This is a genomic window from Klebsiella sp. CN_Kp113 (assembly GCF_040064585.1).
In the GTDB taxonomy this organism is placed as follows: Bacteria; Pseudomonadota; Gammaproteobacteria; order Enterobacterales; family Enterobacteriaceae; genus Klebsiella; species Klebsiella michiganensis.
In genome coordinates this window covers 181,049-205,426 of record NZ_JBEAID010000001.1, presented here as the reverse complement: position 1 = coordinate 205,426, position 24,378 = coordinate 181,049, and the positions used below count along the sequence as shown (strand labels likewise).

Annotated in this window: 21 protein-coding genes and 1 pseudogene; 9 read left to right on the top strand and 13 right to left on the bottom strand. The window is 55.7% G+C overall.

All coding sequences use genetic code 11. From position 1 onward, the window contains the following. Positions 1-17 precede the first annotated feature (17 nt). Positions 18-518, bottom strand: a complete 501-nt coding sequence (locus ABLV30_RS01090) for a YbaK/prolyl-tRNA synthetase associated domain-containing protein (RefSeq protein ID WP_004850011.1) — start codon at positions 516-518, stop codon at positions 18-20. 33 nt (positions 519-551) lie between these two features. Continuing rightward, positions 552-2,048, bottom strand: a complete 1,497-nt coding sequence (dgcJ, locus tag ABLV30_RS01085; protein WP_025106948.1) for a diguanylate cyclase DgcJ — start codon at positions 2,046-2,048, stop codon at positions 552-554. Between the two features lie 361 nt (positions 2,049-2,409). Here dgcJ and ABLV30_RS01080 point away from each other — a divergent pair, with 361 nt between their 5' ends. After that, positions 2,410-3,567: a glycosyltransferase family 9 protein gene (locus ABLV30_RS01080; protein ID WP_004850015.1), complete on the top strand. Its 1,158-nt coding sequence runs from the start codon at positions 2,410-2,412 to the stop codon at positions 3,565-3,567. A 48-nt stretch (positions 3,568-3,615) separates the two neighbouring features. Here the strand turns inward: ABLV30_RS01080 and ABLV30_RS01075 are convergent, their stop codons facing one another. Continuing rightward, entirely contained in the window at positions 3,616-4,899 is a 1,284-nt protein-coding gene (locus tag ABLV30_RS01075; protein ID WP_004138302.1) for a YeaH/YhbH family protein, read from the bottom strand. Positions 4,900-5,029: 130 nt separating this feature from the next. Further along, positions 5,030-6,964 carry a protein kinase YeaG gene (gene yeaG, locus ABLV30_RS01070; RefSeq protein ID WP_004121478.1) on the bottom strand — a complete coding sequence of 645 codons (1,935 nt, stop codon included), beginning with the start codon at positions 6,962-6,964 and terminating at the stop codon, positions 5,030-5,032. Between the two features lie 427 nt (positions 6,965-7,391). Between yeaG and ABLV30_RS01065 the strand changes: the two genes are divergently transcribed. Together ABLV30_RS01065 and ABLV30_RS01060 are read left to right on the top strand one after the other, a co-directional pair. After that, the gene (locus tag ABLV30_RS01065) at positions 7,392-8,138 is read left to right on the top strand and encodes a MipA/OmpV family protein (RefSeq protein WP_004850021.1); all 747 of its coding nucleotides are present in this window, start codon (positions 7,392-7,394) and stop codon (positions 8,136-8,138) included. A gap of 92 nt (positions 8,139-8,230) precedes the next feature. After that, positions 8,231-9,085 carry an aldo/keto reductase gene (locus ABLV30_RS01060; protein WP_025106950.1) on the top strand — a complete coding sequence of 285 codons (855 nt, stop codon included), beginning with the start codon at positions 8,231-8,233 and terminating at the stop codon, positions 9,083-9,085. 98 nt (positions 9,086-9,183) lie between these two features. Here the strand turns inward: ABLV30_RS01060 and ABLV30_RS01055 are convergent, their stop codons facing one another. Further along, on the bottom strand, positions 9,184-10,068 hold the full coding sequence (locus tag ABLV30_RS01055; RefSeq protein WP_014838178.1) for a D-hexose-6-phosphate mutarotase: 885 nt from the start codon (positions 10,066-10,068) through the stop codon (positions 9,184-9,186). Between the two features lie 74 nt (positions 10,069-10,142). Next, the gene (gene gapA, locus ABLV30_RS01050; RefSeq protein ID WP_004138295.1) at positions 10,143-11,138 is read right to left on the bottom strand and encodes a glyceraldehyde-3-phosphate dehydrogenase; all 996 of its coding nucleotides are present in this window, start codon (positions 11,136-11,138) and stop codon (positions 10,143-10,145) included. Positions 11,139-11,476: 338 nt separating this feature from the next. On the opposite strand from gapA, the gene msrB reads away from it, so the two are divergent. After that, positions 11,477-11,890, top strand: a complete 414-nt coding sequence (msrB, locus tag ABLV30_RS01045; protein WP_004121465.1) for a peptide-methionine (R)-S-oxide reductase MsrB — start codon at positions 11,477-11,479, stop codon at positions 11,888-11,890. A 42-nt stretch (positions 11,891-11,932) separates the two neighbouring features. Next, positions 11,933-12,208: a YeaC family protein gene (locus tag ABLV30_RS01040; protein ID WP_004850031.1), complete on the top strand. Its 276-nt coding sequence runs from the start codon at positions 11,933-11,935 to the stop codon at positions 12,206-12,208. Between the two features lie 60 nt (positions 12,209-12,268). Here ABLV30_RS01040 and yajD read toward each other — a convergent pair whose 3' ends face one another. Together yajD and ABLV30_RS01030 are read right to left on the bottom strand one after the other, a co-directional pair. Then, on the bottom strand, positions 12,269-12,613 hold the full coding sequence (gene yajD / locus ABLV30_RS01035; RefSeq protein WP_004138290.1) for an HNH nuclease YajD: 345 nt from the start codon (positions 12,611-12,613) through the stop codon (positions 12,269-12,271). Positions 12,614-12,713: 100 nt separating this feature from the next. After that, entirely contained in the window at positions 12,714-13,967 is a 1,254-nt protein-coding gene (locus ABLV30_RS01030) for a glycoside hydrolase family 18 protein (RefSeq protein ID WP_009653439.1), read from the bottom strand. Between the two features lie 226 nt (positions 13,968-14,193). On the opposite strand from ABLV30_RS01030, the pseudogene ABLV30_RS01025 reads away from it, so the two are divergent. Then, positions 14,194-14,297: pseudogene (locus ABLV30_RS01025) on the top strand (hypothetical protein); the annotation flags it as partial. A gap of 37 nt (positions 14,298-14,334) precedes the next feature. Here ABLV30_RS01025 and pncA read toward each other — a convergent pair. The 3 genes from pncA to sppA all read right to left on the bottom strand — a co-directional run bounded on the left by pncA (position 14,335) and on the right by sppA (position 17,951). Then, positions 14,335-14,976: a bifunctional nicotinamidase/pyrazinamidase gene (pncA, locus tag ABLV30_RS01020; protein ID WP_032749510.1), complete on the bottom strand. Its 642-nt coding sequence runs from the start codon at positions 14,974-14,976 to the stop codon at positions 14,335-14,337. 10 nt (positions 14,977-14,986) lie between these two features. Further along, positions 14,987-16,003 (bottom strand): asparaginase, encoded by a 1,017-nt coding sequence (gene ansA, locus ABLV30_RS01015; protein ID WP_265800924.1) that lies wholly within the window; start codon positions 16,001-16,003, stop codon positions 14,987-14,989. Positions 16,004-16,097: 94 nt separating this feature from the next. Then, on the bottom strand, positions 16,098-17,951 hold the full coding sequence (sppA, locus tag ABLV30_RS01010; RefSeq protein WP_265800926.1) for a signal peptide peptidase SppA: 1,854 nt from the start codon (positions 17,949-17,951) through the stop codon (positions 16,098-16,100). A 166-nt stretch (positions 17,952-18,117) separates the two neighbouring features. Between sppA and ABLV30_RS01005 the strand changes: the two genes are divergently transcribed. Then, a complete protein-coding gene (locus ABLV30_RS01005) occupies positions 18,118-18,669 on the top strand; it encodes an NAD(P)H nitroreductase (protein ID WP_265800928.1) in 552 nt (183 codons plus the stop codon). 231 nt (positions 18,670-18,900) lie between these two features. Here the strand turns inward: ABLV30_RS01005 and phoC are convergent, their stop codons facing one another. Continuing rightward, positions 18,901-19,647, bottom strand: coding sequence for an acid phosphatase PhoC (phoC, locus tag ABLV30_RS01000; protein WP_032749502.1), 747 nt, complete (start codon positions 19,645-19,647; stop codon positions 18,901-18,903). A 227-nt stretch (positions 19,648-19,874) separates the two neighbouring features. On the opposite strand from phoC, the gene selD reads away from it, so the two are divergent. Together selD and ABLV30_RS00990 are read left to right on the top strand one after the other, a co-directional pair. Next, positions 19,875-20,918, top strand: a complete 1,044-nt coding sequence (selD, locus tag ABLV30_RS00995; RefSeq protein WP_014228965.1) for a selenide, water dikinase SelD — start codon at positions 19,875-19,877, stop codon at positions 20,916-20,918. 4 nt (positions 20,919-20,922) lie between these two features. Further along, the gene (locus tag ABLV30_RS00990) at positions 20,923-22,878 is read left to right on the top strand and encodes a DNA topoisomerase III (RefSeq protein ID WP_014228966.1); all 1,956 of its coding nucleotides are present in this window, start codon (positions 20,923-20,925) and stop codon (positions 22,876-22,878) included. Between the two features lie 72 nt (positions 22,879-22,950). On the opposite strand, the gene gdhA is transcribed toward ABLV30_RS00990, so the two are convergent. Further along, the gene (gene gdhA / locus ABLV30_RS00985; RefSeq protein WP_014838187.1) at positions 22,951-24,294 is read right to left on the bottom strand and encodes an NADP-specific glutamate dehydrogenase; all 1,344 of its coding nucleotides are present in this window, start codon (positions 24,292-24,294) and stop codon (positions 22,951-22,953) included. Between the last annotated feature and the right edge of the window lie 84 nt (positions 24,295-24,378).

The window sequence follows — 24,378 nt, the reverse complement described above, 5'->3', positions numbered from 1 at the left end:
CGCAGGAGAGGGAACAATCAGGCTTCGCGATGAAACGCGATCAGTTCCGGACGGGCAATACGCAGATAGTCGGCGGTATCAAGGATGATGGACTTATCAAGCTGCCCGGCGTTGAAGGCGATTTCCGGGAAGCGCTCAAACAGCAGCGGGTCGGCGACCAGGCGTAAAGAGGGGTGGAAGCTGAAAGGGGGAATGGCGCCAAAGACGCAGGCGGTCAGGGCGTCAACTTCCGCCGGACTGGCCAGAGAGGCTTTGCTGCCGCCGACGTATTCGGCCAGCCGGGCTAAATCCGCCTGCAGATCGGCGGCAAGGATAGCCAGAACGTGCTGATTAACCCCATGTCCTTTAATTTTACATACCAGCGCTTTTGCTCCCTGACCCAGCGCGGTGCCGCGGATCTTCGACACGGCTTCACACTTTCCGACGGCTTCATGTTCCACGACCCGGTAACGGGCGTGGTCGCGGTTAAGCAGCGCCAACAGCTGCTGATGAATACTCACTTTTACCGGCGCGTTCATGTCGTTTTTTTCCTTAAAAATAAAACCTCAAGATTAATCCTCTCGCCCCGGGTAAGCGTGTTTTTTTTGCTTTTTATTTTCGTACAGCCGGGCATCCGCGATTTTCATGACGTCGGCCAGGCTATCCCCCGGCGCCATGCTGCAGGCCCCCCATGAGAAATTAACGCGCTGGTTAATGTCAATTTCCTTCAGGTGCTGGCGAATACGCTCGGGTATATTTTTCGCCTCCTGTTCCTCATAATCGATCAGTATCAGGAAGAACTCATCGCCGCCCAGCCGGATGCCGTAATCGCTTTTACGTATGGCGGCGGAAATGGACTGGGCGAGCAGCACGATGGCGCGGTCGCCTTCATCGTGTCCCCAGGTGTCATTAAGGTATTTTAGCCGGTCGCAGTCCAGCGCCATAAACACGATATTCACGCCTTGCTCGGTGAGCTTTTGCATACGCGATTCCAGCAGCGAGGAGAGAATTTTTCGGTTGTACAGACCGGTTAAAGAATCACTAATGTTTTCTTTAAAAACGTCGGTATACAGGCGAAAGTGCATGCGTACCAGGTGCAGCAGAACGCCGGTAGATATCAGGTAAAACAAAAATAGCTTCCAGGAGCTAAGCAGAAAATAGGACATATCCAGCGACAGCGAAATGTGCAGGTTTTCCGCCACCTGCTGGCTATGGTGGGCGTAGCTGAAAAAATGCGTGTTGCTGCGGTGAACGCGGATTTCAGACGTTGAGTCCGAGTCCGTTAAGGTGATGTCGAGATAGCGCCAGACCAGGGGGCGGTCGGTGGTATAGAGCAGCTTCTCAATATCGTGACGAGTGACGTCCACCATCACAATGCCCTTCAGCCGATCCCGATGATAGACCGGGGTTAAGAACGACAAAATATTCTGTCCGGTTAGCGCGTCAGCATAGATACTGGAAATTAGCGTACGCCCGCGAAGTAAACCGTTAAGACTGAACTGAGTGATGCCCAGTTTACTGTCGTGAAGAAAGTTCCAGTTATCAACGGGGCTGCTATTTATCTCAATCGGCGAATAGAAATACGCGTATTTATTGTCTAAATCGAGGTAATAGCGGAAGCGTTTATCGGATTTGAAGGTTGCCGAATTCAGCGCGGCGATAATATCGCTTTGGGCTATCGCGGCATCAAAAGCCTGCAGCGCCGGGAGATCGTTAATCCACGGCTCGCACGAAGGCTGGGTGGTACTGAGCGTACCGTGAAGCCCGGGGAAGGTATGCCCGGCGATATTGAGCCCGTATACGTTGCCATTGGTCTGCACGCCAGCGCAGGCCTGTTGGGCCTTTTCGGCAGTGGGGTGCGTATCCAGCTTTCGCGCGACCTGGGAGATAACCAGCTGATTTTGATATTTATCGTACAGAAAGGCGGATTCGCCCTTCTCGACGATGTAGCGCATGTATTCCGACATATCCCGATGGCTGGCGACTAATTCATACACCAGAAATGAAGATGTCAGGACAACCACCCCCGCAGAAATGAAATGTCGGAGTAATTTATTCTGTAATTTCATGATGATAATTTCGCCAGCACAATTAAGACAATTCTACCATGTGCGGCGCAGGGACGCCACGTTCGGTGGCAGGCAGACTGTTTATCTATCCAGTGCCGGAATCGGGCACCACCGCGCGGCAATGAAAATAAATAGTTTATTAAATATGAGGGCGCTAATGAATATTGCTGTCGTAAATATCCTGCAAAATCCATTTTTCACTCATTTTATCCTCAATGAAATATGCTGCAATGATGCTGCTATGGCTATCCTGGTGCAGCTAAAAATGAAATAATGTTAATTATCAAGCGAACTTTTCTTATTTTTACCAGTCCTTAGCAGGGTTACAGGCAGTACTATTGAAAGCGGCAATGAGGTTATCATGATGGAAAACGCAGCGGTGCAGGGAACCCCTCGAAAGTTTAAAAAAATAAGGGCGCTAAACAGGCGTCGAAATTATTTTTTTAAGAAAATACGCAATGACCTGCGAGTCTATATCGCTAAAGCGTTCTGGGATAGTCGCGCGCGCCGCGAAGCTGATTTAACCTCCGCGAAAACGGTGCTGTTAATGCGTAATGAAGGTGCGATCGGCGATGTAGTTGTTGATTCAGCGCTGGTTAAATGCCTTCACGAGGCGGGAATGACCGTTGACTTTCTGTTGACCAAATCCAATAGTCAGGTCATGCGCTATAATCCTCGCATTCGCCATATCTATGAGGCCGAGAATGTTGACTCGGCGGATTATTTGCACAAATTTACCCATAACGTTCCTCAGTCAGTTATTACTGAGCTTGCGAATAATAAGTACGATATTGTAATCGACCCGTCGTTGTTTGATATTCCGGTACACAGGATGCTGTTGTTACGACAGATAAAGCCCAGAGCGGTACTGGGTTTCAATAAGTGGCCTTCTATTAAACACTACAGCAAGTCTTTTGATTTTGACTGTGAAAACTGGCACGTCAGTAAGACATTTTCTTTTATCGCTGATTATCTGCAGCTGGATAAAAAATCTCTGCAATCTTATGATCTGCATATACCACAGGATATCTGCCAGCAGGTTCGTGATTATCTGGCGGCGCTCAACGGGCGTAACGTGGTGATTAATATTTTTGCCGGGCATCAGGACCGCAGCATGTCGCAGGCGCAGCTGGCAACGCTTCTGGCCAGGCTGTGTGAGGATTATCCGGACGTCAATATCATATTGCTCGATCATCGCAATGAAATCCGGATCCCCCTGCCGGAGAAGGTCTGCGTGAATCCGTTTAAAACGCTGCACCACTGCATGGCGCTTATCGCCGAGGCCGACTTAGTTATCTCGCCGGATACCTCGGTGGTCCATATGGCGGCGGCGTGGAAAAAACCGCTTATCGCGGTCTACAAAGATGTGCGGATGAATAATCGACTCTGGGCTCCGGGGTACGACAACGCGCGGCAGATTATCGTTAAATGCGGCAAGGTATACCAGCTGGAGAGCTTGCCCGACCTGATAATGTCGGAGATTGATCCCGTCACCCTGCAACAGGCGCGAGCCGGGTAAGGTGGGGTAAAAAAACAGCCAGCGTCTGTGCTGGCTGTCCGGAAAGGCTTAACCGTCCGCTTTTGAGGTTTGCTTATGAAACAGTTCACGGAACACCGGATAAATATCTTCCGGGTCGCGAATATGCTGCATAGCAAAGTTTTCGAAGGTTGACTGCAGGTGTTCATATTCCCGCCACAGCGTCTGATGCGCGCGCCGGGTTATCTCAATATAGCTATAGTAGCGCACCACGGGCAGGATTTTCTTCGCCAGCAGTTCGTGACACAGCGGTGAATCGTCCGCCCAGTTATCGCCATCCGAAGCCTGCGCGGCGTAGATATTCCACTGCGCCGGGTCATAGCGCTCTTTGACCACTTCATCCATCAGCTTCAGGGCGCTGGAGACAATGGTGCCGCCGGTTTCCTGCGAATAAAAGAATTCGTGTTCGTCGACCTCTTTCGCCTGCGTATGGTGGCGGATATAAACCACATCAACGTTTTTATAGGTCCGGCTGAGGAACAGATACAGCAGGATGTAAAAGCGTTTTGCCATGTCCTTTGTCGCCTGGTCCATGGAGCCGGAAACGTCCATCAGGCAGAACATCACCGCCTGACTTGACGGTTCTGGCCGTTTTTCGTAGTTCTTGTAACGCAGATCGAAAGTGTCAATGAACGGCACGCGGTCAATTTTCGCCCGCAGTTCGGCTATCTCTTTACGCAGCCGCTCCTCTTCCAGCAGCTGCGCCGGTTCGCTTTTGCTAATGGTGTCCAGGTCTTCTTCCAGCGCGTGCAGTTCCCGGCGTTTACCGGCGGTCATCGCCGTGCGGCGCGCCAGCGAGTTTTGCAGCGAGCGAACGACGCTGATGTTAGCGGGCACACCGTTAGCGGTATAGCCCGCGCGATGGGTTTTATATTCCGTCAGCTGACGCTGCTGGTTTTTCTTCAGGTTCGGCAGGGCGAGATCTTCAAAGAGCAGATCGAGATATTCGTCTTTCGAAATCTGAAAAACAAACTCATCCTGGCCTTCGCCGTCGGCGCTGGCCTGGCCCTGACCGCTGCCTCCACCGCCTCCGCCGCCCTGAGGGCGCTCAATGCGGTCATTCTGTACGAAGTGATCGTTACCCGGGTGTACGCGATTGCGCAGGCCGCCGCGCCCCTGATGAAACATCGGTTCGTTAATATCGTCCGTTGGGATGGAGACGGACTCTCCGCTCTGAATATCGGTCACCGAGCGCTTGTTTATGGCCTCGGAGATCGACTGTTTTATCTGCGCTTTATAGCGGCGCAGAAAGCGCTGCCGGTTGACGGCGCTTTTATTTTTCCCGTTCAGGCGTCGGTCTATGAACCAGGTCATATGCCCTCCTGTACTGCATTTGCCAACTTATGCCCCGGCCATTCAGGCGCCGAAATATGCTGGCGCTGAATGTCATTGGGTCTTCGCAGTTATTATTAGCCCGGCAGCCGCTGCCAGCCGGGCTGGTCTATCAGGATGATTTACGTACCCGCAGATACCATTCGCACAGCAGGCGAACCTGCTTGCGGGTATAGCCTTTCTCCATCATGCGGTCGACAAAGTCATCGTGTTTTTTCTGCTCATCGGTTGACGTTTTGGTGTTGAAGGAAATCACCGGCAACAGCTCTTCGGTATTGGAGAACATTTTCTTCTCGATAACCGTGCGCAGTTTCTCGTAGCTGGTCCAGTTTGGATTACGCCCGCTGTTGTGCGCTCTGGCGCGCAGCACGAAGTTGACTATTTCGTTACGGAAGTCTTTCGGGTTGCTGATCCCGGCGGGCTTCTCGATTTTCTCCAGTTCCGCATTCAGCGACTCGCGGTCAAACAGCTGGCCGGTATCCGGGTCGCGATACTCCTGATCCTGAATCCAGAAGTCAGCGTAGGTGACATAACGGTCAAAAATGTTCTGCCCGTACTCCGAGTAGGATTCAAGGTAGGCGGTCTGGATCTCTTTCCCGATAAACTCTGCATATTTCGGGATCAGATAGCCTTTGAGGAACTCAAGGTAACGCTCTGACTGCTCCTGCGGGAACTGCTCGCGCTCGATCTGCTGCTCGAGGACGTAGAACAGATGCACCGGGTTGGCGGCGACCTCGGCATGGTCAAAGTTAAATACCCGCGACAGGATTTTGAACGCGAAGCGGGTAGACAGGCCGTTCATCCCTTCATCAACGCCGGCATAATCGCGATACTCCTGATAGGATTTCGCTTTTGGGTCGGTGTCTTTCAGGCTTTCGCCGTCATAGACGCGCATTTTTGAATAAATGCTTGAGTTTTCAGGCTCTTTCAGGCGCGACAGAATGGAGAAGCGCGACAGCGTTTCCAGCGTGCCCGGCGCGCACGGCGCATGGGTCAGCTCGCTGTTGTTAAGCAGTTTTTCATAGATACGGATCTCTTCCGAGATACGCAGGCAATAAGGCACCTTGACGATATACACGCGGTCGAGGAAGGCCTCATTGTTTTTGTTATTACGGAAGGTCACCCATTCCGATTCGTTGGAGTGGGCGAGGATAATCCCGTTGAACGGCAGGGCGGAGATCCCTTCGGTACCGTTATAGTTGCCTTCCTGCGTCGCGGTCAGCAGCGGATGCAGCACCTTGATAGGCGCTTTAAACATCTCGACGAACTCCATCAGCCCCTGGTTGGCACGGCACAGAGCGCCGGAGTAGCCGTAGGCATCCGGGTCATTCTGCGCGTAGTGTTCCAGTTTACGGATATCGACTTTACCGACCAGCGCCGAGATGTCCTGGTTGTTTTCGTCACCGGGCTCGGTTTTGGCGATGGCAATCTGCGCCAGGATTGACGGCCACACTTTCACCACGCGGAATTTCGTGATGTCGCCGCCGAATTCATGCAGACGCTTGGCCGCCCACGGCGACATAATCGTCCCCAGATAGCGGTTTGGAATGCCGTACTCTTTTTCGAGGATTTGCGCATCCTCCTGCGGGTTAAACAGACACAGCGGATGGTCGTTGACCGGGCTGCGCTCACCGTTTGCGCTGAGCACATAGATAGGGACGCGCTGCATCAAGGACTTCAGGCGTTCGGCAAGCGATGATTTACCGCCGCCCACGGGGCCCAGCAGATACAGAATCTGTTTCTTCTCTTCCAGCCCCTGAGCGGCGTGTTTTAAGTAAGAAACAATTTGCTCGATGGCATCTTCCATACCGTAAAACTCTTCAAAGGCCGGGTAGCGCGCGACGACCCGGTTTGAAAAGAGACGGGATAGCCTGGGTTCGAGGGCCGTATCGACCATGACCGGCTCACCGATGGCCATCAGCAATCTTTCTGCTGCGTTAGCATAAGCACTGCGATCTTGCCGACAGATGGTAAGAAACTCCTGCAGTGTGAACTCTTCGTCCTTGGCAGCTTCATAGCGCTGGCGATAGTGATCGAATATATTCATGGCATGCCGTCCTTTCGTTTTTAGCACAGGTTGAGAGCCGTTCATATGAATAGTGGGAGCCCCCGGAAGAGGTAAGCTGCACAGCGCTCTCTGAATCTCCAGCAACCCTTATGCCAGGTTGGCGAAGTCTCGGGATAACGTGCTCCGCATTTACTTCTTCTAAATTAAAGCGTAGATGCATTTGGAAAACTTGCATGGCGCAGAAAATCAATTTCAATGACTTATCAACAACTCATCCGGAAAAGCAGCGTCTCATTCGCACTTCGGGTTTCGCCGCGTCATGACGCTGTCATTCAGCTGTCAGCGGGTGGTCATCTGATGATGAGAATCTGGTGAATTCAGTGTAATGACTGGTAAAGAATTTGAGGCATGACGTATACAACGTTAAACTGCCTGCGCTAATAATTTGACAACAGGAATATGGATCGTGACTAAAATCAAACTTCTGGCACTTGGTGTGTTGATTGCGACTTCAGCATCCGCCGTACACGCTGAAGGGAAGTTCACTTTAGGGGCGGGTGTAGGCGTCGTTGAACATCCGTACAAGCAATATGATGCTGATGTTTACCCGGTGCCGGTGATTAATTACGAGAGCGATAACTTCTGGTTCCGCGGCCTGGGCGGTGGCCTCTACCTGTGGAATGATACCAACGATAAGCTCTCCGTGACCGCCTACTGGTCGCCGATGTACTTTAAGCCAGGCGACAGCGATAGCGAGCAGATGCGCCGTCTGGATAAACGTAAGTCCACGGTGATGGCAGGGCTTTCCTACGAACACTATACGCAGTACGGTTTCCTGCGCACCGCGCTGTCGGGGGACACCCTCGATAACAGCAACGGTATCGTGTGGGATCTGGCCTGGCTGTATCGCTATACCAACGGCAACCTGACGCTTACGCCGGGTATTGGCGTGGAGTGGAACAGCGACAACCAGAACGAGTACTACTACGGTGTTTCGAAGCATGAATCGAATCGCAGCGGCATGCGCAGCTACGATCCGGACAGCAGCTGGAACCCGTACCTCGAGCTGTCGGCTAACTATCGTTTCCTCGGCGACTGGAGCGTATACGGCGTGGCGCGCTATACCCGCCTGTCTGACGAAATTACCGATAGCCCGATGGTGGACAAATCCTGGAGCGGGCTGATTTCAACCGGGATCACTTACTCCTTCTGATAGTGCATTATTACAGTGCAATTTGTGCATCAAAACAGGGCGTAAAGCCCTGTTTTGCATTACGGTGGTGCAATCAAACACAGGAGCATGTCATGGCAGAAAGGACAATCCGTTTTGGCGAGCATTCAGCGGTTCCGCTCATAGGGCAGGGGACCTGGTTCATGGGCGAAAACCCGGCTCTGCGCGCGCAGGAGTCTGCTGCACTACGCGCGGGCATCGATCTTGGCCTGACGGTGATCGATACGGCGGAAATGTACGCCGACGGCGGCGCCGAAGAGGTTGTCGGCGAGGCCATTCGCGGGCAGCGCGAGCGCGTGGTGCTGGTGTCTAAAGTCTATCCGTGGAACGCTGGCGGTCGCAAAATAGCCAGCGCCTGCGAGGAGAGCCTGCGTCGCCTCAATACCGACTATCTGGATCTCTACCTGCTGCACTGGCGCGGGGACTATTCATTGCAGGAGACGGTTGCGGGCATGGACGCGCTCGTTGCGCAGGGAAAAATTCGCCGCTGGGGCGTATCAAACCTCGATTACGATGATATGCAGGAACTCTGGCAGGCGGACGGCGGCGAACAGTGCGCGACCAATCAGGTGCTCTACCATCTGGCCTCCCGCGGTATTGAACATGACCTGCTGCCGTGGTGCCAGCAGCAGCGGCTGCCGGTGATGGCATATTGTCCGCTGGCTCAGGCCGGTCGACTGCGCAATGGACTTTTAAATCATACCGTTGTGAAAAATATTGCGCAGGCGCGGGGCGTAACCGCGGCGCAGATTCTGCTGGCGTGGGTGATTAGCCACCGGGGCGTAATGGCGATCCCGAAAGCGTCAAGCATTGAGCATGTCAGGCAAAATGCCGCGGTGCTGGATATTGTGCTGAACGGTGAGGAGCTTGCGCTTCTGGATAACGCCTACCCGGCGCCGGCCAGAAAAACGCCGCTGGATATGGTCTGAACAAGCGTTAAAGAAAAGCCCCGACTTCACGGGGCTTCAGCCGTCATCCGGCAGATATGGCGCACACGCGGTTAACCCGTGGGCCAAGCTTCCTGGCGTTAGCGTTTCACCACGCGAAGGGTTTGCGTCAGGCGCGAAGGTTTCTCTTCGCTGGCCTTCTGCGTTTCGGTCACGCAGCAGGTTTCTACACAAACGAAGGTCTTGTAACCATCATCCGGCATGTCGCCCATGCTGACGGAAAGCGCCGGGCCCGGGTTCCAGGCCACTACGTTGCTGTTGTGATGATGCGTAACGTCGATGTTGCGGTTCAGCGCATCGTCATGAATCACGCTGCAGGTTTCGGCATTCAGATAGACGCGGTCGGTACGATCGGGAAAAGTCTCTGTGCCGTTGCTTAATACGCCTTCTTCCGCGTTTTTCACTTTATCAATATAACGGTCGCCCAGACCGCTGACCTTCACTGCCGCAATGTCGCCGACGTTGAAATAGGTATGCAGGGCTGACGTGGTTTCAAATTCGCCGTGCGCCTCCAGCTCAATTTCGCAGGTTTTGCCCAGCTTAAAGCGCGCCAGCAGGGTGAACTCGTGCGGCCAGTACTGGCGGGTGGCGTCGCTGCTTTTCAGTGCAAAGGTCAGCACCACGCCGTTGTCGTCTTCATCGTGCCCTTTCAGGGCCCACGGCAGGTTGCGGGCGAAGCCGTGGGAGGGCAGGCCCTGCTGAGCAGAAGGACCAAACCACGGCCAGCAAATCGGCACGCCGCCGCGCAGGGCAACGCCGTTTTTAAATGGGGTGTTGCCGCTGAGCCACAGGACTTCTTCTTCGCCAGCGGGCTTCCAGGAGAGCAGGTGAGCGCCCTGGAAAGCCACGGACGCTTTCACCTGCGGATGGTCAACGACGATCAGCTCCAGGTCATCAAGCTGGCGGCGGGAAAGTACAGGGGTAAGCTGTTCGATAACCGGGAGGGCAAAAATTTTATTAATCATTACGCAATCCTTTATCTTCAGACAAAAAAAAGAGCGACCGAAGTCGCTCTTACAGATTACTGTCTCATCTCAACTTATTTGGAGATGTGAGCAATCAGGTCCAGAACCTTGTTGGAGTAACCAGTTTCGTTATCGTACCAGGAAACCAGTTTCACAAAGTTGTCGTTCAGAGCGATACCCGCTTTGGCGTCGAATACGGAAGTGCAGATTTCACCGTTGAAATCGGTGGATACTACGTCGTCTTCGGTGTAGCCCAGAACGCCTTTCATTGCGCCTTCGGAAGCAGCTTTGATTGCTTTCTTAATTTCTTCATAAGAAGCAGCTTTTTCCAGACGAACGGTCAGGTCAACAACGGATACGTTCGGAGTCGGAACGCGGAACGCCATACCGGTCAGTTTGCCATTCAGTTCTGGCAGAACTTTACCTACAGCTTTAGCAGCGCCGGTAGAGGACGGGATGATGTTCTGAGCTGCGCCGCGGCCGCCGCGCCAGTCTTTGTGAGACGGGCCATCAACGGTTTTCTGAGTCGCGGTGGTTGCGTGAACGGTAGTCATCAGACCTTCGATGATGCCGAAGTTGTCGTTGATAACTTTTGCCAGCGGAGCCAGGCAGTTGGTGGTGCAGGATGCGTTGGAAACGATGTCCTGGCCTTCGTATTTGTCAAAGTTAGCGCCTTTAACAAACATCGGAGTGTTGTCTTTGGACGGGCCAGTCAGTACGACTTTTTTCGCGCCAGCGGTGATGTGTTTACGAGCGGTTTCGTCGGTCAGGAAGATACCGGTTGCTTCAGCAACAACGTCAACACCCACTTCGTCCCACTTCAGGTTAGCCGGGTCACGCTCAGCGGTAACACGGATTTTTTTACCGTTAACGATCAGATGACCGTCTTTCACTTCAACGGTACCGTTGAAACGGCCGTGAGTGGAGTCATACTTCAGCATGTAAGCCATGTAGTCAGCGTCTAACAGGTCGTTGATTGCAACGATCTCGATGTCAGAACGTTCCTGAGCAGCACGGAAAACAATGCGACCGATACGGCCAAAACCGTTGATACCTACTTTGATAGTCATATATTCCACCAGCTATTTGTTAGTGAATAAAAGGTTGCCTGTAAAATTACAAAAACCTTACGCAGCGTCAAGCGGAATCGTGTCAATCATTGCGACAAATCAATCCAGAGCATGCCTTTGCGCGGTCGATTTATCCCACTTTCCCTTTGAGCCCAATTCCATATGGGGGCTGCGCCCGGAATTTTAAAGGTCACTGAAGATAAAAATGTGATATTCATCACAATTGTGTGGCTGCCTTTTGGCGTCGCCTAAGTTCAGAACAAAAGTGCACGCTTCATTGTTAATATTTTGTTAGAATTGACATGAAAAGTTGTCCTTTCACAGCGAGAAGCAAGCCAATGTCGAATAAACCCTCTTCGGACGAGCTCAAAAAAAATTTGAGCGAGATGCAGTTTTACGTGACGCAGAATCACGGTACTGAACCGCCGTTCACCGGGCGGTTGCTCCACAACAAACGCGATGGCGTCTACCACTGCCTGGTGTGCGATGCCGCGCTGTTTCACTCGCAAACCAAGTATGATTCCGGCTGCGGCTGGCCAAGCTTTTATGAGCCCGTCAGCGATGACGCTATCCGCTACCTTAATGATTACTCCCACGGTATGCAGCGCACGGAAATTCGCTGCGGAAACTGCGATGCTCACCTTGGGCACGTATTCCCGGATGGTCCACAGCCTACCGGAGAGCGTTTTTGTGTTAATTCGGCCTCATTAAGCTTCACCAATGATGAAAACGGTGAGCAAATTAAGGGTTGAAAAAACGATTCAGCAAATTATTCCAAACGGGGTTGGCGGAAGATGGAAATTGAGCGGATTATTGACGGTATGACGCCGGAAGTTTATCAGCGCCTGGCGACGGCGGTTGAGCTGGGTAAATGGCCGGACGGCGTGGCGTTGACTGACGAACAGAAAGAGAACTGTCTGCAGCTGGTGATGCTCTGGCAGGCGCGATACAACGTTGACGCGCAGCATATGACCATCGATACCAACGGGCAGATGGTGATGAAGAGTAAACAGCAGCTGAAAGTTGACTTCGGCATTACGCCGCAGCCTATCGCGACCTTTAAATCCTGAGGCTGAAAAGGCCTGCGTCAGCCCGGCTAACTCCGCGCCGGGCTCTGAGGCATCACAACGTTACTTCTTGTTCATCATCGCTTTAAGATCGGCGAAGGGGTTATATTTCGCTTCGCCGACGCTTTTCTGCGCATCTTCGCCAGCAACCACCGTCGAGCCATACAGATCGGCTTCGGTGTATTTTGAGTGCTCATGATCGTGACAGTACAGGCACAGCATCTCCCAGTTGCTACCATCTTCCGGGTTATTGGAGTGGTCGTGGTCAATATGGTGTACCGTCAGTTCACGCAGGTTTGAATAGACAAACTCTCGCGAGCAGCGTCCGCAGACCCAGGGGAAGAGCTTCAGCGCTTTTTCGCGGTAACCGACTTCCAGACGGGCGTAGTTTTTCGGGATATAAGCCATAATACCCATGCCTTTTGTTGCAAATGAAAAGCTGCGCCGGAGCCGGCGCAGCGGAATGGGGTTATCATAACCTATTGTGCTAGCGCTGACACCGCGCAGATCAGCGTTTGATCCCCAATGACTCGGCCAGCTGTTTCGCTAACTGATTCTGGTCATCGGCGCCGTACTCCCAGAACATCGCGCCACCCAGCCCCTTGCTCTTGATGTAGTCAGCTTTGATGGCCACCGAGCGCGGGTTCTCATACGAAAGCGCAAAGAGGGCTTGACCGTCGGCGGACTGCACTGACAGCCACGGTACCTTCGCTTCATCATCCCAATGCTGAGTAAAGCGCTTCTGCGGATCGTTGATTAACTTCGCCACGATATCGTTATATTTCACATAGGTGTCTTTGGTCAGATCGACGCCCAGCGATTCGAACAGCTCAATCTGTTGAGCCGCAAAGTAGGGGCGGGTGGCCGGGTTTTTCTGCGCGTCCGGCTTGCTCCAGTCAATACCCGGCTCGACGGCGCGTTTGGGTATCCGGCCATAGAAACCAATCCCCAGGTTCATCTGGCTCGGCTTTAGACCGGCGGCAAGGTAGTTGTTCACTATAAAGTCCGCGCTGTACTTATCCGCTTCGGCGACCGTCGGCCAGCGGGTTGAATCATACAGGTTGGAATTGAAGTACTGGGTACCGTAGGCCAGGTCGTAGGTCATCAGGTTGATGTAGTCGAGCGATGGCGCAATGGCTTTGACGTCCACCCAGCTTTTTGGGCTCTCCGCGTTGGCGCCTACGGCGATGGTCACCAGTTTTTTATTACCGACCGCCGCGCGCAGCTCTTTCAGCAGGGCGGTAAAATTATCGCGATCGGCCGGTTGGCTGGCGACCAGTCCCCACGCGCCGTTGACCGGATACTCCCAGTCCAGATCGATCCCATCGAGACCGTATTTTTCAATAATCGCCTGCGCCGACTGAATAAACACCGCCCGGGTTTCCTTCGTCGCCGCCGCGCCGGAGAATCCGCGCGCTCCCCAGCCGCCGACGGAAAGCAAGACTTTCAGGTTCGGGTTCTGCTGGCGCAAGCTGGGGATTTTCTGTAAATCAGCCTGCACTTTCGGCGACAGCCAAATTTGATGCAGCTTGCTCGGATCTTTCAGGGCGGCGTTGGTTTCGTCTTTTTCATCGTTGTAAACCAGACCAAACGAGTAGTTGAGATGGGTAATCTGGCGTACGTCCAGTTTATCAATATCGCCGCCTGGACCGGCAGTGACGTCGCCGCCGCCGTTAAAGTAGCCGACGGACATCAGTGAGTTAGCGGAAACAACGCTCGCGCAGAGCAGGGGTAAAGCTGCCAGTAAAGGCAAAAGTTTCATAGCGGATCCTCTTTGACTTAAAAGTGACATTGAAAAGCAAACACGCCACGGAAATGGCGTGGCGAAAAAAACAGCTCGTGCAGCCTAGCATCTTCCGCTGCGCAAAAATGCGAAGCGGTTCACGGCTGCATTAGCGAAGCGGTAGTGCGATGAGGTTCACTTCGGAGTAAACGCCAGGATGCAGAACATGACGCAAAATGAGACTAACAATGACCCGATTAGGGGCTTTATCATCCCAGGCGTGATGTGGCGCTTTGCGCGCTGATTCTGTTTTGTTTTGGCATCGAAACGCGCAACGCGTCGCTGGAAGAGATTTCCGCTCTGGCCTGAGATAACGCGCCGACAGGACAATGCCTGTCGGCGTATTTTATGCGTGGGTTTCCAGCCAGTCGTCAAGGGTATAGAGAGTTGCGCCCGCGGCGGCCATCTCCATAAACGCCAGATTGCTATCCTGCGGCTGAATATTCACCCCGCGGCAGCCGTCGGTAATCACGTTGACGGTGTAGCCCAGATTGAGGGCGTCAAGCACGGTAAACTTGACGCAGTAGTCGGTGGCGAGACCCAGCACCGTTAGCTCGCTGATGCCGCGCTCGCGCAGCCATGCATCGAGCTGCGTTTTCTGCCGGTGGCCGTTGTCGAAAAAGGCGCTGTAGCTGTCAATGGCCGGATTTTCCCCTTTGTGGAACACGGCGGCAATAGCCTGCTGTTTGAGCAGCGGATGCAGCGACGCGCCTTCGCTATTCTGCACGCAGTGATCCGGCCAGAACGTCTGCGCCAGGCCATCAAGCTCGCCCTGGGTATAGGGTTCGACCTGATGCTGACTGGCAAAGCTGCCGTGGTTCGCCGGGTGCCAGTCCTGGCTGGCAACCACCGTTTCGCCCCGCGCCGTGCTCCAGGCGATAAGCTGGTTGGCGACGTCCACCGTGCTGTCGCCCTGCGGGACGGCTAGCGCGCCGCCGGCGCAGAAATCATTTTGTAAATCGACCAGTAGCAGCGCGCGCTGGGTCATGTGCTTCTCCTTACTCATCGGGTGTCAGTTCGCCGCGCAGATTCTCCTGCATGGCGTGACGGATAACCGCCACGTCCAGATCCTGGCTCAGCAAATAGTGTAGCTTGGTCAGCGTGGCCTCGACGGTCATATCAAATCCGCTAATCACGCCAGCCTGCGCCAGCGCGTTGCCGGTGGCGTAGCCGCCCATGTTGACCTTGCCGGACATACACTGGGTCAAATTAATCACCACGATACCGCGCTGGCTGGCTTCGGCCAGGACCTGAATAAACTCGCCGTTCTGCGGCGCGTTACCGACGCCATAGGAGCGCAGGATCAGCGCTTTGACCGGCTGGCGCAGGAAGTTGCGCACCACGTCGGCGGAAATGCCGGGATAAATCGTCACCACGCCAATCGGCTGCGGCGTGATAGGGTGAACCACCAGCTCGCCGCTGCCGTGCGGCGCGGGAGGCGTGCCGAGCCGGCGAATATGGATACCGGCTTCCAGCAGCGGCGCCAGGTTGGGAGAGGCGAAGGCGTTAAAGCCGTCGGCATGGGCCTTCGTCGTGCGGTTGCCGCGGTAGAGGCGATTATTGAAGAACAGCGACACTTCGTTAATCGGATAGTTGGCGGCGACGTACAGCGCGTTGAGCAGGTTAATCTGGCCATCAGAGCGCAGTTCGGCAAGCGGGATTTGTGACCCTGTCACAATGACCGGTTTTCCCAGATTCTCCAGCATGAAGGAGAGCGCCGAGGCGGTAAACGCCATGGTGTCCGTGCCGTGGAGGATCACGAAACCATCGTACTGGTCATAATGGTCGCGAATATCGTCGGCGATATGCTGCCAGTCTTCCGGCGTCATATCGGAAGAGTCCATTAACGGGGCGTATTCATGAATGGTGAAGTCCGGCATCTCCGGGCGGTGAAACTCGGGCATCAACGCCAGCTGGCGCTGTAAATGGCCGGAAACGGGGATATAGCCGTGTTCAGAACGCTGCATACCAATGGTGCCGCCGGTATAGGCAACGTAAATAGATTTCTTCTGCATAGCATCGCTTAGGTTAAACGTAGACAGGCGCAGTATAGAGGGGCGGAAGAAAAAATAAAGTAAATGCCGCCCCACGGGATGGGGCGGCAGAGGATTAACGAATATTGGCGCAGGTTAAGCAGAACGCGTAGCGGTTCTGCGGATCGTTGAATGCCGCCAGCTTATCGCTCTCGGTTTTCACCGCATTGGCCGCCGCGGCGACCGGTGCGGGCAGATACGCCTGGACCGCTGCCGGCAGCGCCGCGCGAACGGAACCCGTCAGGCTATCCACCACCATCGAAAAGAAGGTCGGTTCTTCCTGATAGTAGTTGATATGCCACTGTTTCAGCTTCGCCAGCTCGGCGGCTTTTGCCACCGCGTCGTCAAAGTCGCCAAGGCTATCGACCAGGCCGTTCGCTTTTGCATCTTCACCGGTCCAGACGTGGCCCTGAGCGATTTGGTCAATTTTCTCCGGCGTGCTCTTACGCGCGTTCGCCACCAGGGTGATAAAACGCTTGTAGCCGTTTTCGATGCTGAGCTGCATCAGCTGTTGCACTTCCGGAGGCAGCGCTTTGGTGGTTGAGACATCAGCCAGCGGCGAGGTGGCCACGCCGTCGGTATGGACGCCAATTGAGCCGAGGGTATCTTCGACGGTATTGATCACCCCAAAGATACCGATAGAGCCGGTAAGGGTGCTGGGGTTGGCGACGATATAATCCGCCGGGGTGGAGATCCAGTAGCCGCCGGAGGCTGCCATGCCGCCCATTGAGACCACCACCGGTTTACCGGCCGCTTTTGCCGCCGCCAGATCTTCGCGAATCATCTCGGAGGCGCTGACGCTGCCGCCCGGGCTGTTAACCCGCAGCACGATCGCTTTCACTTTCGGATCGAGGCGCGCGTCGCGGATCTGCGCGGCGGTGGTGTCGCCGCCGACGTTACCCGGCGTTTCTTCGCCATCCATAATCGCGCCGTTAGCAAAGATAACCGCTATTGCGGAACCCTGGTCGGCAGGCGTTTTCAGCGTGTAATCGTAGTAGCTGATTGCGCTGTAGTTGTTGTCCTCTTTACTCCAGCCAAACTGTTTAGTCAGCGCTTTTTCCACCTCGGTAGAGGTGCCCAGCGCATCAACCAGCTTGTTATCCAGCGCGTATTTTGCCGTATCGCCATCGACTTTACGCAGGCCGTCAATCACGCCCTGAGCGCCGGGGAACAGCTGCTGAGCGGTGATCTGGCGGTTGGCGGCAATGGTATTGAGGTAGTTTTGCCACAGCTCGCCAATCCAGCGGCTGTCCGCCTCGCGCGCTGCCGGGGACATATCATCGCGGATAAACGGCTCTACCGCTGACTTATAGGTGCCGACGCGGAAAACGTGGGTCGACACTTTGAGCTTGTCGAGCAGCGATTTGTAGTACAGGCCGTTGGTCGCGAAGCCGTGCAGGTCCACTTCGCCCTGCGGCGAGAGCCAGATCTTATTGGCGAAGCTGGCCAGATAGTACTGACCCTGGCTGTAGCTGCTGCCGATGGCATATACCGGCTTGCCGCTATCGCGGAATTCGCGCAGCGCTTTACCGATATACTGCATCGACGGCTGATCGCCGCCGGCAAAGTCCTTCAGATCCAGCACGATACCGGTGATATTGCGGTCGTCTTTCGCCTGGCGAATTGTCTGCACAATGTCGAACAGCGAGTTTTCCTGCAGGCGATCGGAACTGGCGCCAAACAGCTGGCGGCCAATCACGCCAAGCTTGCTGCTGGCCGAGGGTTTATCGACCACCACGCCGGTGATATCCAGCAGCAGCGCGCCGCGGGTAGCGTGCTCTGTCGTTGTACTGCTGAACTGGGCCCAGATGCCGACGCAGGCCAGCACCAGCACCAGGAAAACCACGTTCAGTGCGAGCTGGCGAATGAAATTGAGCACGCGCCATGTCCATTTAAAAAATCCGGCGAGCAGTCGCCAAAGAGTTCGCATGTATTCTCCCTAACCATAATCAAAAATGGGCGAGCCGCAGGGGCTGCCGCGTCTGGCTATCCTAATGAGAGTGCCGTCGGTTGTCAGCAGGAATCACCCGTTGGGCTGTAACAAAATCCTTGCGCATGTTAATTTTATGAAAAATCACATCACAGGAGTTATACAGATGGATGCTCTCGAACTACTGGTTAATCGCCGCAGCGCTTCACGTCTGACCGACCCGGCTCCGGCGGGCGAACAGCTGGAAAACATCCTTCGCGCTGGCCTGCGCGCGCCGGACCACGGGACGCTGCAGCCGTGGCGCTTCTTCATTATTGCCGATGAAGGGCGCGAGCGCTTCAGCCAGCTGCTGGAAAAAGGCGCGGTGGCGGCAGGGGGAGATGAAAAAGCGATTGAAAAAGCGCGCAGCGCGCCGTTTCGCGCGCCGCTGATCATTGCGGTGGTGGCGCGCTGTGAAGATCATCCGAAGGTGCCAAAGTGGGAGCAAGAGATGTCGGCGGGCTGTGCGGTGATGGCCATGCAAATGGCGGCCGTGGCGCAGGGGTTTAACGGCATCTGGCGCAGCGGCGCGTTAACCGAAAGCCCGGTTGTACGCGAAGGGTTTGCCTGCCGCGAGCAGGATAAGATCGTGGGCTTTCTCTATCTGGGGACCCCGCAGCTCAAAGCGTCAACCACCATCGCTTTGCCGGATATCGCGCCGTTCGTGACGCGCTTCTGAGTCCGTTCTCGTTATGCCGGGCGGGCCCGGCTCACCGGCTCCTCCGGGGGAGTAGCCCGGCTAAGCGCAGCGCGAGCCGGGTGGAAGCAGGGGCAGTCTATCAGACTTGACACCTTTCCCGGAGGCGGTGCTGGCGCACCTGTCCGGGCTATCAAACCGCGGACGGCTGGGAACCCTTCGCCCAGACAAGGCGTTTCAGACGCCACCTCCGGGCATTCAACGGCGACGATGTTACTTCTGTCGCTTCGCGAATTCGTCTTTCGCTTTCTGAAGCTGCTGCTGGAAGGCCGGATTGGTATGCAGCGTGGCGACGACCGCCGAACCGACGATACGCGCCGCGTCTACGTCGCTCTGCCAGTGATAGCCGCAGATCACCCGGCTCTCGCCGAGCTCAAAGCCGCGCTTAAGGATTTCATTTTGCCGCTGGGGATTAATCTCAGCCAGTACCAGCGCGGTGGCCCAGCCGATAGAGGTGTGGCCGGAGGGGTAGGAGCCGTTTTTCGACAGCGTATCCTGTTCCTTGGTGTTACAGGTGGCGACGCCATAAAACGCAAATGGGCGAATGCGCATGTACTTCTCCTTCGCTCCTCGCGTCGCCAGGTCGCCGGCATCTTCAATCATGTTGGTGAGCAGCTTGTGCAGCTCCGGCGCATCTTTGGCGGTAATGGGCGAGCCGAAGGCGCCGGAGAAGGCGTTGGCGACGCCGCCGCCGCTCAGGTTGGCGTCTTCAACCGCCAGCTTACCGCGCTCGGTGCCGCGCAGCAGACGGCCTTTCTCATACATCGCCTGATCGTTTAAAAACGCGATACTGCCCACTTCCGGCGGCGGCGGCAGCAGCGTCAGGCTGTCGATGGCCTGGGCGTTGGTCAGGTAGTAGAGATCGGGTTTTGTGGTGACGTCGTTACCGGCGGGAACCAGGGCGAAAGCGTTAAGGGAGAAGAGACTGGCCAGGCAAACGGCGAGAACACGCTTTTTCATGAAAACTTCCTTACGTTGTTATATGTCCAGAGAAAACAGAATTTATGCTTGTCATATTTCTGTCATTTTTTAGTAAAGGGTAAAATCACGTTGAAAAAGCGGGGCCGCATCGCAAAATCGGTTTTTTGTCTGCTTAATGAGCAACCATACGCGATTTCGGACTGTCGCACTTACCACTCCGCCATTTGGGCGCTACCATATCGGGATTGCAATGACAGGAGATGTCCATGAGCGAGCAAGCCATTCGTTTAACGCAATACAGCCACGGAGCCGGTTGCGGGTGTAAAATTTCCCCTAAGGTGCTGGAAACTATCCTGCAAAGCGACCAGGCCAAATTTATCGACCCGAATCTGCTGGTGGGCAACGAAACCAGCGATGATGCCGCGGTCTACGATCTCGGTAACGGCACGTCGATCGTCAGCACTACCGATTTTTTTATGCCGATCGTCGACAACCCGTTCGACTTTGGGCGCATTGCGGCGACCAACGCCATCAGCGATATTTTCGCCATGGGCGGTAAGCCGATTATGGCGATCGCTATTCTCGGCTGGCCCATCAATACCCTGGCGCCGGAAATTGCCCGTCAGGTGGTTGAGGGCGGGCGCTTTGCCTGCCAGCAGGCGGGGATCGCGCTTGCCGGCGGCCACTCCATTGACGCTCCGGAACCCATTTTCGGGCTTGCCGTGACCGGCGTCGTCCCGACCGAGCGGGTGAAGAAAAACAGCACCGCGCAGGCCGGCTGCAAGCTGTATCTCACTAAACCGCTGGGTATTGGCGTGCTGACCACCGCGGAGAAAAAGTCGCTGCTGAAGCCTGAGCACCAGGGGCTGGCGACGGAAACCATGTGCCAGATGAACCTCGTCGGCTCGGCGTTCGCCAACATTGACGGCGTGAAGGCGATGACCGACGTCACCGGCTTCGGGCTTCTGGGCCACCTGAGCGAAGTGTGCCGCGGCGCGGGCGTACAGGCGCAGCTTACCTATGCGGATATCCCGAAATTGCCCGGCGTCGAAGCCTACATCGCGGCGGGCGCGGTGCCGGGCGGTACCGGGCGTAACTTTGCCAGCTACGGCCATTTGATGGGCGACATGCCGCCAGCGTGGCGCGATCTGCTGTGCGATCCGCAAACCTCCGGCGGTCTGCTGCTGGCGGTAACGCCGGAAGCCGAGGCTGAGGTGCAGGCTGCCGCCGCTGAGTTTGGTATCACGCTTACCGCTATCGGCGAGCTGGTTACCGCCCGCGGCGGACGCCCCATGATCGAGATCCGTTGATTTCATGCGGCTGTTTATTGCAGAAAAACCGAGTCTCGGCCGCGCCATCGCCGATGTGCTGCCAAAACCGCATCGCAAAGGCGACGGCTACATTGAGTGCGGTAACGGGCAGGTGGTCACGTGGTGCATCGGCCACCTGCTGGAGCAGGCCCAGCCCGACGTCTACGATGCTCGCTATGCGCGCTGGAACCTGCTCGACTTGCCTATCGTGCCGGAAAAGTGGCAGCTCCAGCCTAAACCGTCGGTGACCAAACAGCTTAACGTGATTAAGCGTCTGCTCGGCGATGCGCAGGAAGTCATTCATGCGGGTGACCCGGACAGAGAGGGGCAGCTGCTGGTGGATGAGGTACTTGACTACCTGCAGCTGGCGCCGGAAAAGCGTCAGCAGGTGCAGCGCTGCCTGATTAACGATCTCAACCCGCAGGCGGTGGAGCGGGCGATTAACCGCCTGCGCGCCAACAGCGAATTTGTTCCGCTGTGCGTCTCCGCGCTGGCCCGCGCCCGCGCCGACTGGCTATACGGGATCAATATGACCCGCGCGTACACCATCCTTGGCCGTAACGCGGGTTACCAGGGGGTACTCTCGGTCGGGCGCGTGCAAACGCCGGTGCTTGGCCTGGTGGTACGCCGCGATGAAGAGATTGAAAACTTCGTCGCTAAAGACTTCTTCGACGTCAAGGCGCATATCGTTACCCCCAAGGATGAGCGTTTTGTCGCCACCTGGGTGCCCAGCGAGGCCTGTGAACCGTACCAGGATGAAGAGGGGCGACTGCTGCATCGCTCGCTTGCCGAGCACGTCGTCAAGCGCATTGAGGGGCAGCCGGCGACGGTCACCGCTTATAACGATAAGCGGGACTCTGAGCCAGCGCCGCTGCCGTTCTCCCTCTCGGCGCTGCAGATTGAAGCCGCGAAGCGCTTCGGCTTTAGCGCGCAGAACGTGCTGGATATCTGCCAGAAGCTGTACGAAACCCATAAGCTGATTACCTATCCGCGTTCGGATAGCCGCTACCTGCCGGAGGAGCATTTTGCCGGGCGCCATGCGGTGCTGAACGCGATCGGCGTGCACGCGGCGGATCTGCTGCCGCAGCCGGTGGTGGATCCGGAGATCCGTAACCGCTGCTGGGACGATAAAAAGGTCGATGCCCACCACGCGATTATTCCGACCGCCCGCAGTTCGCAGGTAAAACTCAGCGACAACGAAGAAAAGGTTTACGGCCTGATTGCCCGCCAGTATCTGATGCAGTTCTGCCCGGATGCGGTGTTCCGCAAATGCCAGATCGATCTCGATATCGCCAACGGCAAGTTCGTTGCCAAAGCGCGTTTTCTGGCGGAAGCGGGCTGGCGAACCCTGCTGGGCAATAAAGAGCGCGATGAAGAGAACGACGGCATGCCGCTGCCGGTGGTGGCAAAGGATGACGAGCTGCTGTGCGAAAAAGGCGAAGTGGTGGAGCGTCAGACCCAGCCGCCGCGTCATTTTACCGATGCGACGCTGCTATCGGCGATGACCGGTATTGCCCGCTTTGTGCAGGATAAAGACCTGAAGAAAATCCTGCGCGCAACGGATGGCCTCGGTACGGAGGCAACCCGCGCCGGGATTATCGAACTGTTGTTCAAACGCGGCTTCTTAACCAAGAAAGGGCGCTATATCCACTCCACCGACGCCGGAAAGGCGCTGTTCCACTCTCTGCCTGAAATGGCGACGCGTCCGGATATGACCGCCCACTGGGAATCGATTCTGACGCAAATCAGCGAGAAACAGTGCCGCTATCAGGACTTTATGCAGCCGCTGGTCGGTACCCTGTTCCAGCTTATCGACCAGGCCAGGAGCACGCCGGTACGCCGCTTCCGCGGAATTGTGGCCCCGGGCGACGGCAAGAAGAGCTTTAGCAAGGGGAAAGGCAGAGCCAAAGCGAAAGATAAAAAAAGCGCCGCCGGCCCTGCGGCGGAAAGTCCGCAATAAAAAACCCCGGGAAACCGGGGTTGTTCAATTATGCTCCGAACCCATATACAGGGGTTCATTCAGCGAGTGGACTTAAATAACACCCTGCGCCAGCATAGCGTCGGCAACCTTCACGAAACCGGCGATATTCGCGCCGCGTACGTAGTTGGTCTGCTTCGCTTCACCGCCGTATTCAACGCAGGCGTGGTGGATATCCAGCATGATATGGTGCAGACGAGCGTCCACTTTCTCCGCTTTCCAGCCCATACGCGCGGCGTTCTGCGCCATTTCCAGTCCTGAAGTGGCGACGCCGCCGGCGTTGGCCGCTTTACCCGGCGCGAACAGCACGCCCGCTTCGAGGAACAGATCGGTCGCCGCGATAGTGGTTGGCATGTTGGCGCCTTCCGCGACGGCCTTCACGCCGTTGGCAATCAGCTGGCGGGCAGCGTCGACGTCCAGCTCGTTCTGCGTGGCGCACGGCAGAGCGATATCCACCGGCACGGACCACGGCTGCTTACCTTCAAGGTAGGTCAGGCCGAACTCGCGCGCGTAATCCGCCACGCGGCCGTGGCTGCGCTCTTTAATGTCGATCAGGCGCGCCAGTTTTTCTTTGGTGAAGCCAGATTCGTCAACCACGGTACCGTTGGAGTCGGAAGCCGTAATCACCCGTGCGCCGAGCTCCATGGCTTTCTCAATCGCGTACTGCGCCACGTTGCCCGACCCGGACACCGCGACGCGAGCCCCTTCAAAGCCCAAACCGTGGCGTTTAAGCATCGCTTCGGTGAAGTAAATCAGTCCGTAACCGGTGGCTTCCGGACGAATCAGGCTGCCGCCGAAGGAGAGGCCTTTACCGGTGAAGACGCAGGCGCTGTTGTTGGAGAGCTTACGCATCATTCCGGCCATAAAGCCCACTTCACGACCGCCCACGCCGATATCACCGGCCGGCACGTCGGTATCCGGACCGAGGTGGCGATAGAGCTCAGTCATCAGCGACTGGCAGAAACGCATCACTTCGCCATCGCTTTTTCCTTTAGGATCGAAGTCGCTGCCGCCTTTACCGCCGCCCATAGGCAGGGTGGTGAGGGCGTTTTTGAAGGTTTGTTCAAAGCCGAGGAATTTCAGAATCGACAGGTTTACAGAGGGATGGAAACGCATACCGCCCTTATACGGGCCGATGGCGGAGTTGAACTGCACGCGCCAGGCGCGGTTAACCTGAACCTGATTGCGGTCATCAACCCAAACGACGCGGAACTGGATAGCACGCTCCGGTTCAACCAGACGTTCCAGCAAATTCATCTGACGATAGCGCGGATTTTCCTCAAGGAATGGCCACAGGGTGGTCATCACCTCGCGGACCGCCTGAGCAAATTCAGTTTGATTTGGATCGCGCTGTTGAACGCGGGCGAGAAAACCTTCCAGAGTGCACGTCTGATCCATAGATATAAGTTCCCCTTATGGTTGTGGTTGCGTCTATTTATTATGATTCGGCCCTTGAAAAAGCCGATTTTCCGACTATACCAT

Excerpts from the sequence above, each read along its gene's own strand:
- ABLV30_RS01090 (WP_004850011.1), bottom strand. The coding sequence starts at position 518 with ATGAACGCGCCGGTAAAAGTGAGTATTCATCAGCAGCTGTTGGCGCTG.
- dgcJ (WP_025106948.1), bottom strand. The coding sequence starts at position 2,048 with ATGAAATTACAGAATAAATTACTCCGACATTTCATTTCTGCGGGGGTG.
- ABLV30_RS01080 (WP_004850015.1), top strand. The coding sequence starts at position 2,410 with ATGATGGAAAACGCAGCGGTGCAGGGAACCCCTCGAAAGTTTAAAAAA.
- ABLV30_RS01075 (WP_004138302.1), bottom strand. The coding sequence starts at position 4,899 with ATGACCTGGTTCATAGACCGACGCCTGAACGGGAAAAATAAAAGCGCC.
- yeaG (WP_004121478.1), bottom strand. The coding sequence starts at position 6,964 with ATGAATATATTCGATCACTATCGCCAGCGCTATGAAGCTGCCAAGGAC.
- ABLV30_RS01060 (WP_025106950.1), top strand. The coding sequence starts at position 8,231 with ATGGCAGAAAGGACAATCCGTTTTGGCGAGCATTCAGCGGTTCCGCTC.
- ABLV30_RS01055 (WP_014838178.1), bottom strand. The coding sequence starts at position 10,068 with ATGATTAATAAAATTTTTGCCCTCCCGGTTATCGAACAGCTTACCCCT.
- gapA (WP_004138295.1), bottom strand. The coding sequence starts at position 11,138 with ATGACTATCAAAGTAGGTATCAACGGTTTTGGCCGTATCGGTCGCATT.
- msrB (WP_004121465.1), top strand. The coding sequence starts at position 11,477 with ATGTCGAATAAACCCTCTTCGGACGAGCTCAAAAAAAATTTGAGCGAG.
- ABLV30_RS01040 (WP_004850031.1), top strand. The coding sequence starts at position 11,933 with ATGGAAATTGAGCGGATTATTGACGGTATGACGCCGGAAGTTTATCAG.
- yajD (WP_004138290.1), bottom strand. The coding sequence starts at position 12,613 with ATGGCTTATATCCCGAAAAACTACGCCCGTCTGGAAGTCGGTTACCGC.
- ABLV30_RS01030 (WP_009653439.1), bottom strand. The coding sequence starts at position 13,967 with ATGAAACTTTTGCCTTTACTGGCAGCTTTACCCCTGCTCTGCGCGAGC.
- pncA (WP_032749510.1), bottom strand. The coding sequence starts at position 14,976 with ATGACCCAGCGCGCGCTGCTACTGGTCGATTTACAAAATGATTTCTGC.
- ansA (WP_265800924.1), bottom strand. The coding sequence starts at position 16,003 with ATGCAGAAGAAATCTATTTACGTTGCCTATACCGGCGGCACCATTGGT.
- sppA (WP_265800926.1), bottom strand. The coding sequence starts at position 17,951 with ATGCGAACTCTTTGGCGACTGCTCGCCGGATTTTTTAAATGGACATGG.
- ABLV30_RS01005 (WP_265800928.1), top strand. The coding sequence starts at position 18,118 with ATGGATGCTCTCGAACTACTGGTTAATCGCCGCAGCGCTTCACGTCTG.
- phoC (WP_032749502.1), bottom strand. The coding sequence starts at position 19,647 with ATGAAAAAGCGTGTTCTCGCCGTTTGCCTGGCCAGTCTCTTCTCCCTT.
- selD (WP_014228965.1), top strand. The coding sequence starts at position 19,875 with ATGAGCGAGCAAGCCATTCGTTTAACGCAATACAGCCACGGAGCCGGT.
- ABLV30_RS00990 (WP_014228966.1), top strand. The coding sequence starts at position 20,923 with ATGCGGCTGTTTATTGCAGAAAAACCGAGTCTCGGCCGCGCCATCGCC.
- gdhA (WP_014838187.1), bottom strand. The coding sequence starts at position 24,294 with ATGGATCAGACGTGCACTCTGGAAGGTTTTCTCGCCCGCGTTCAACAG.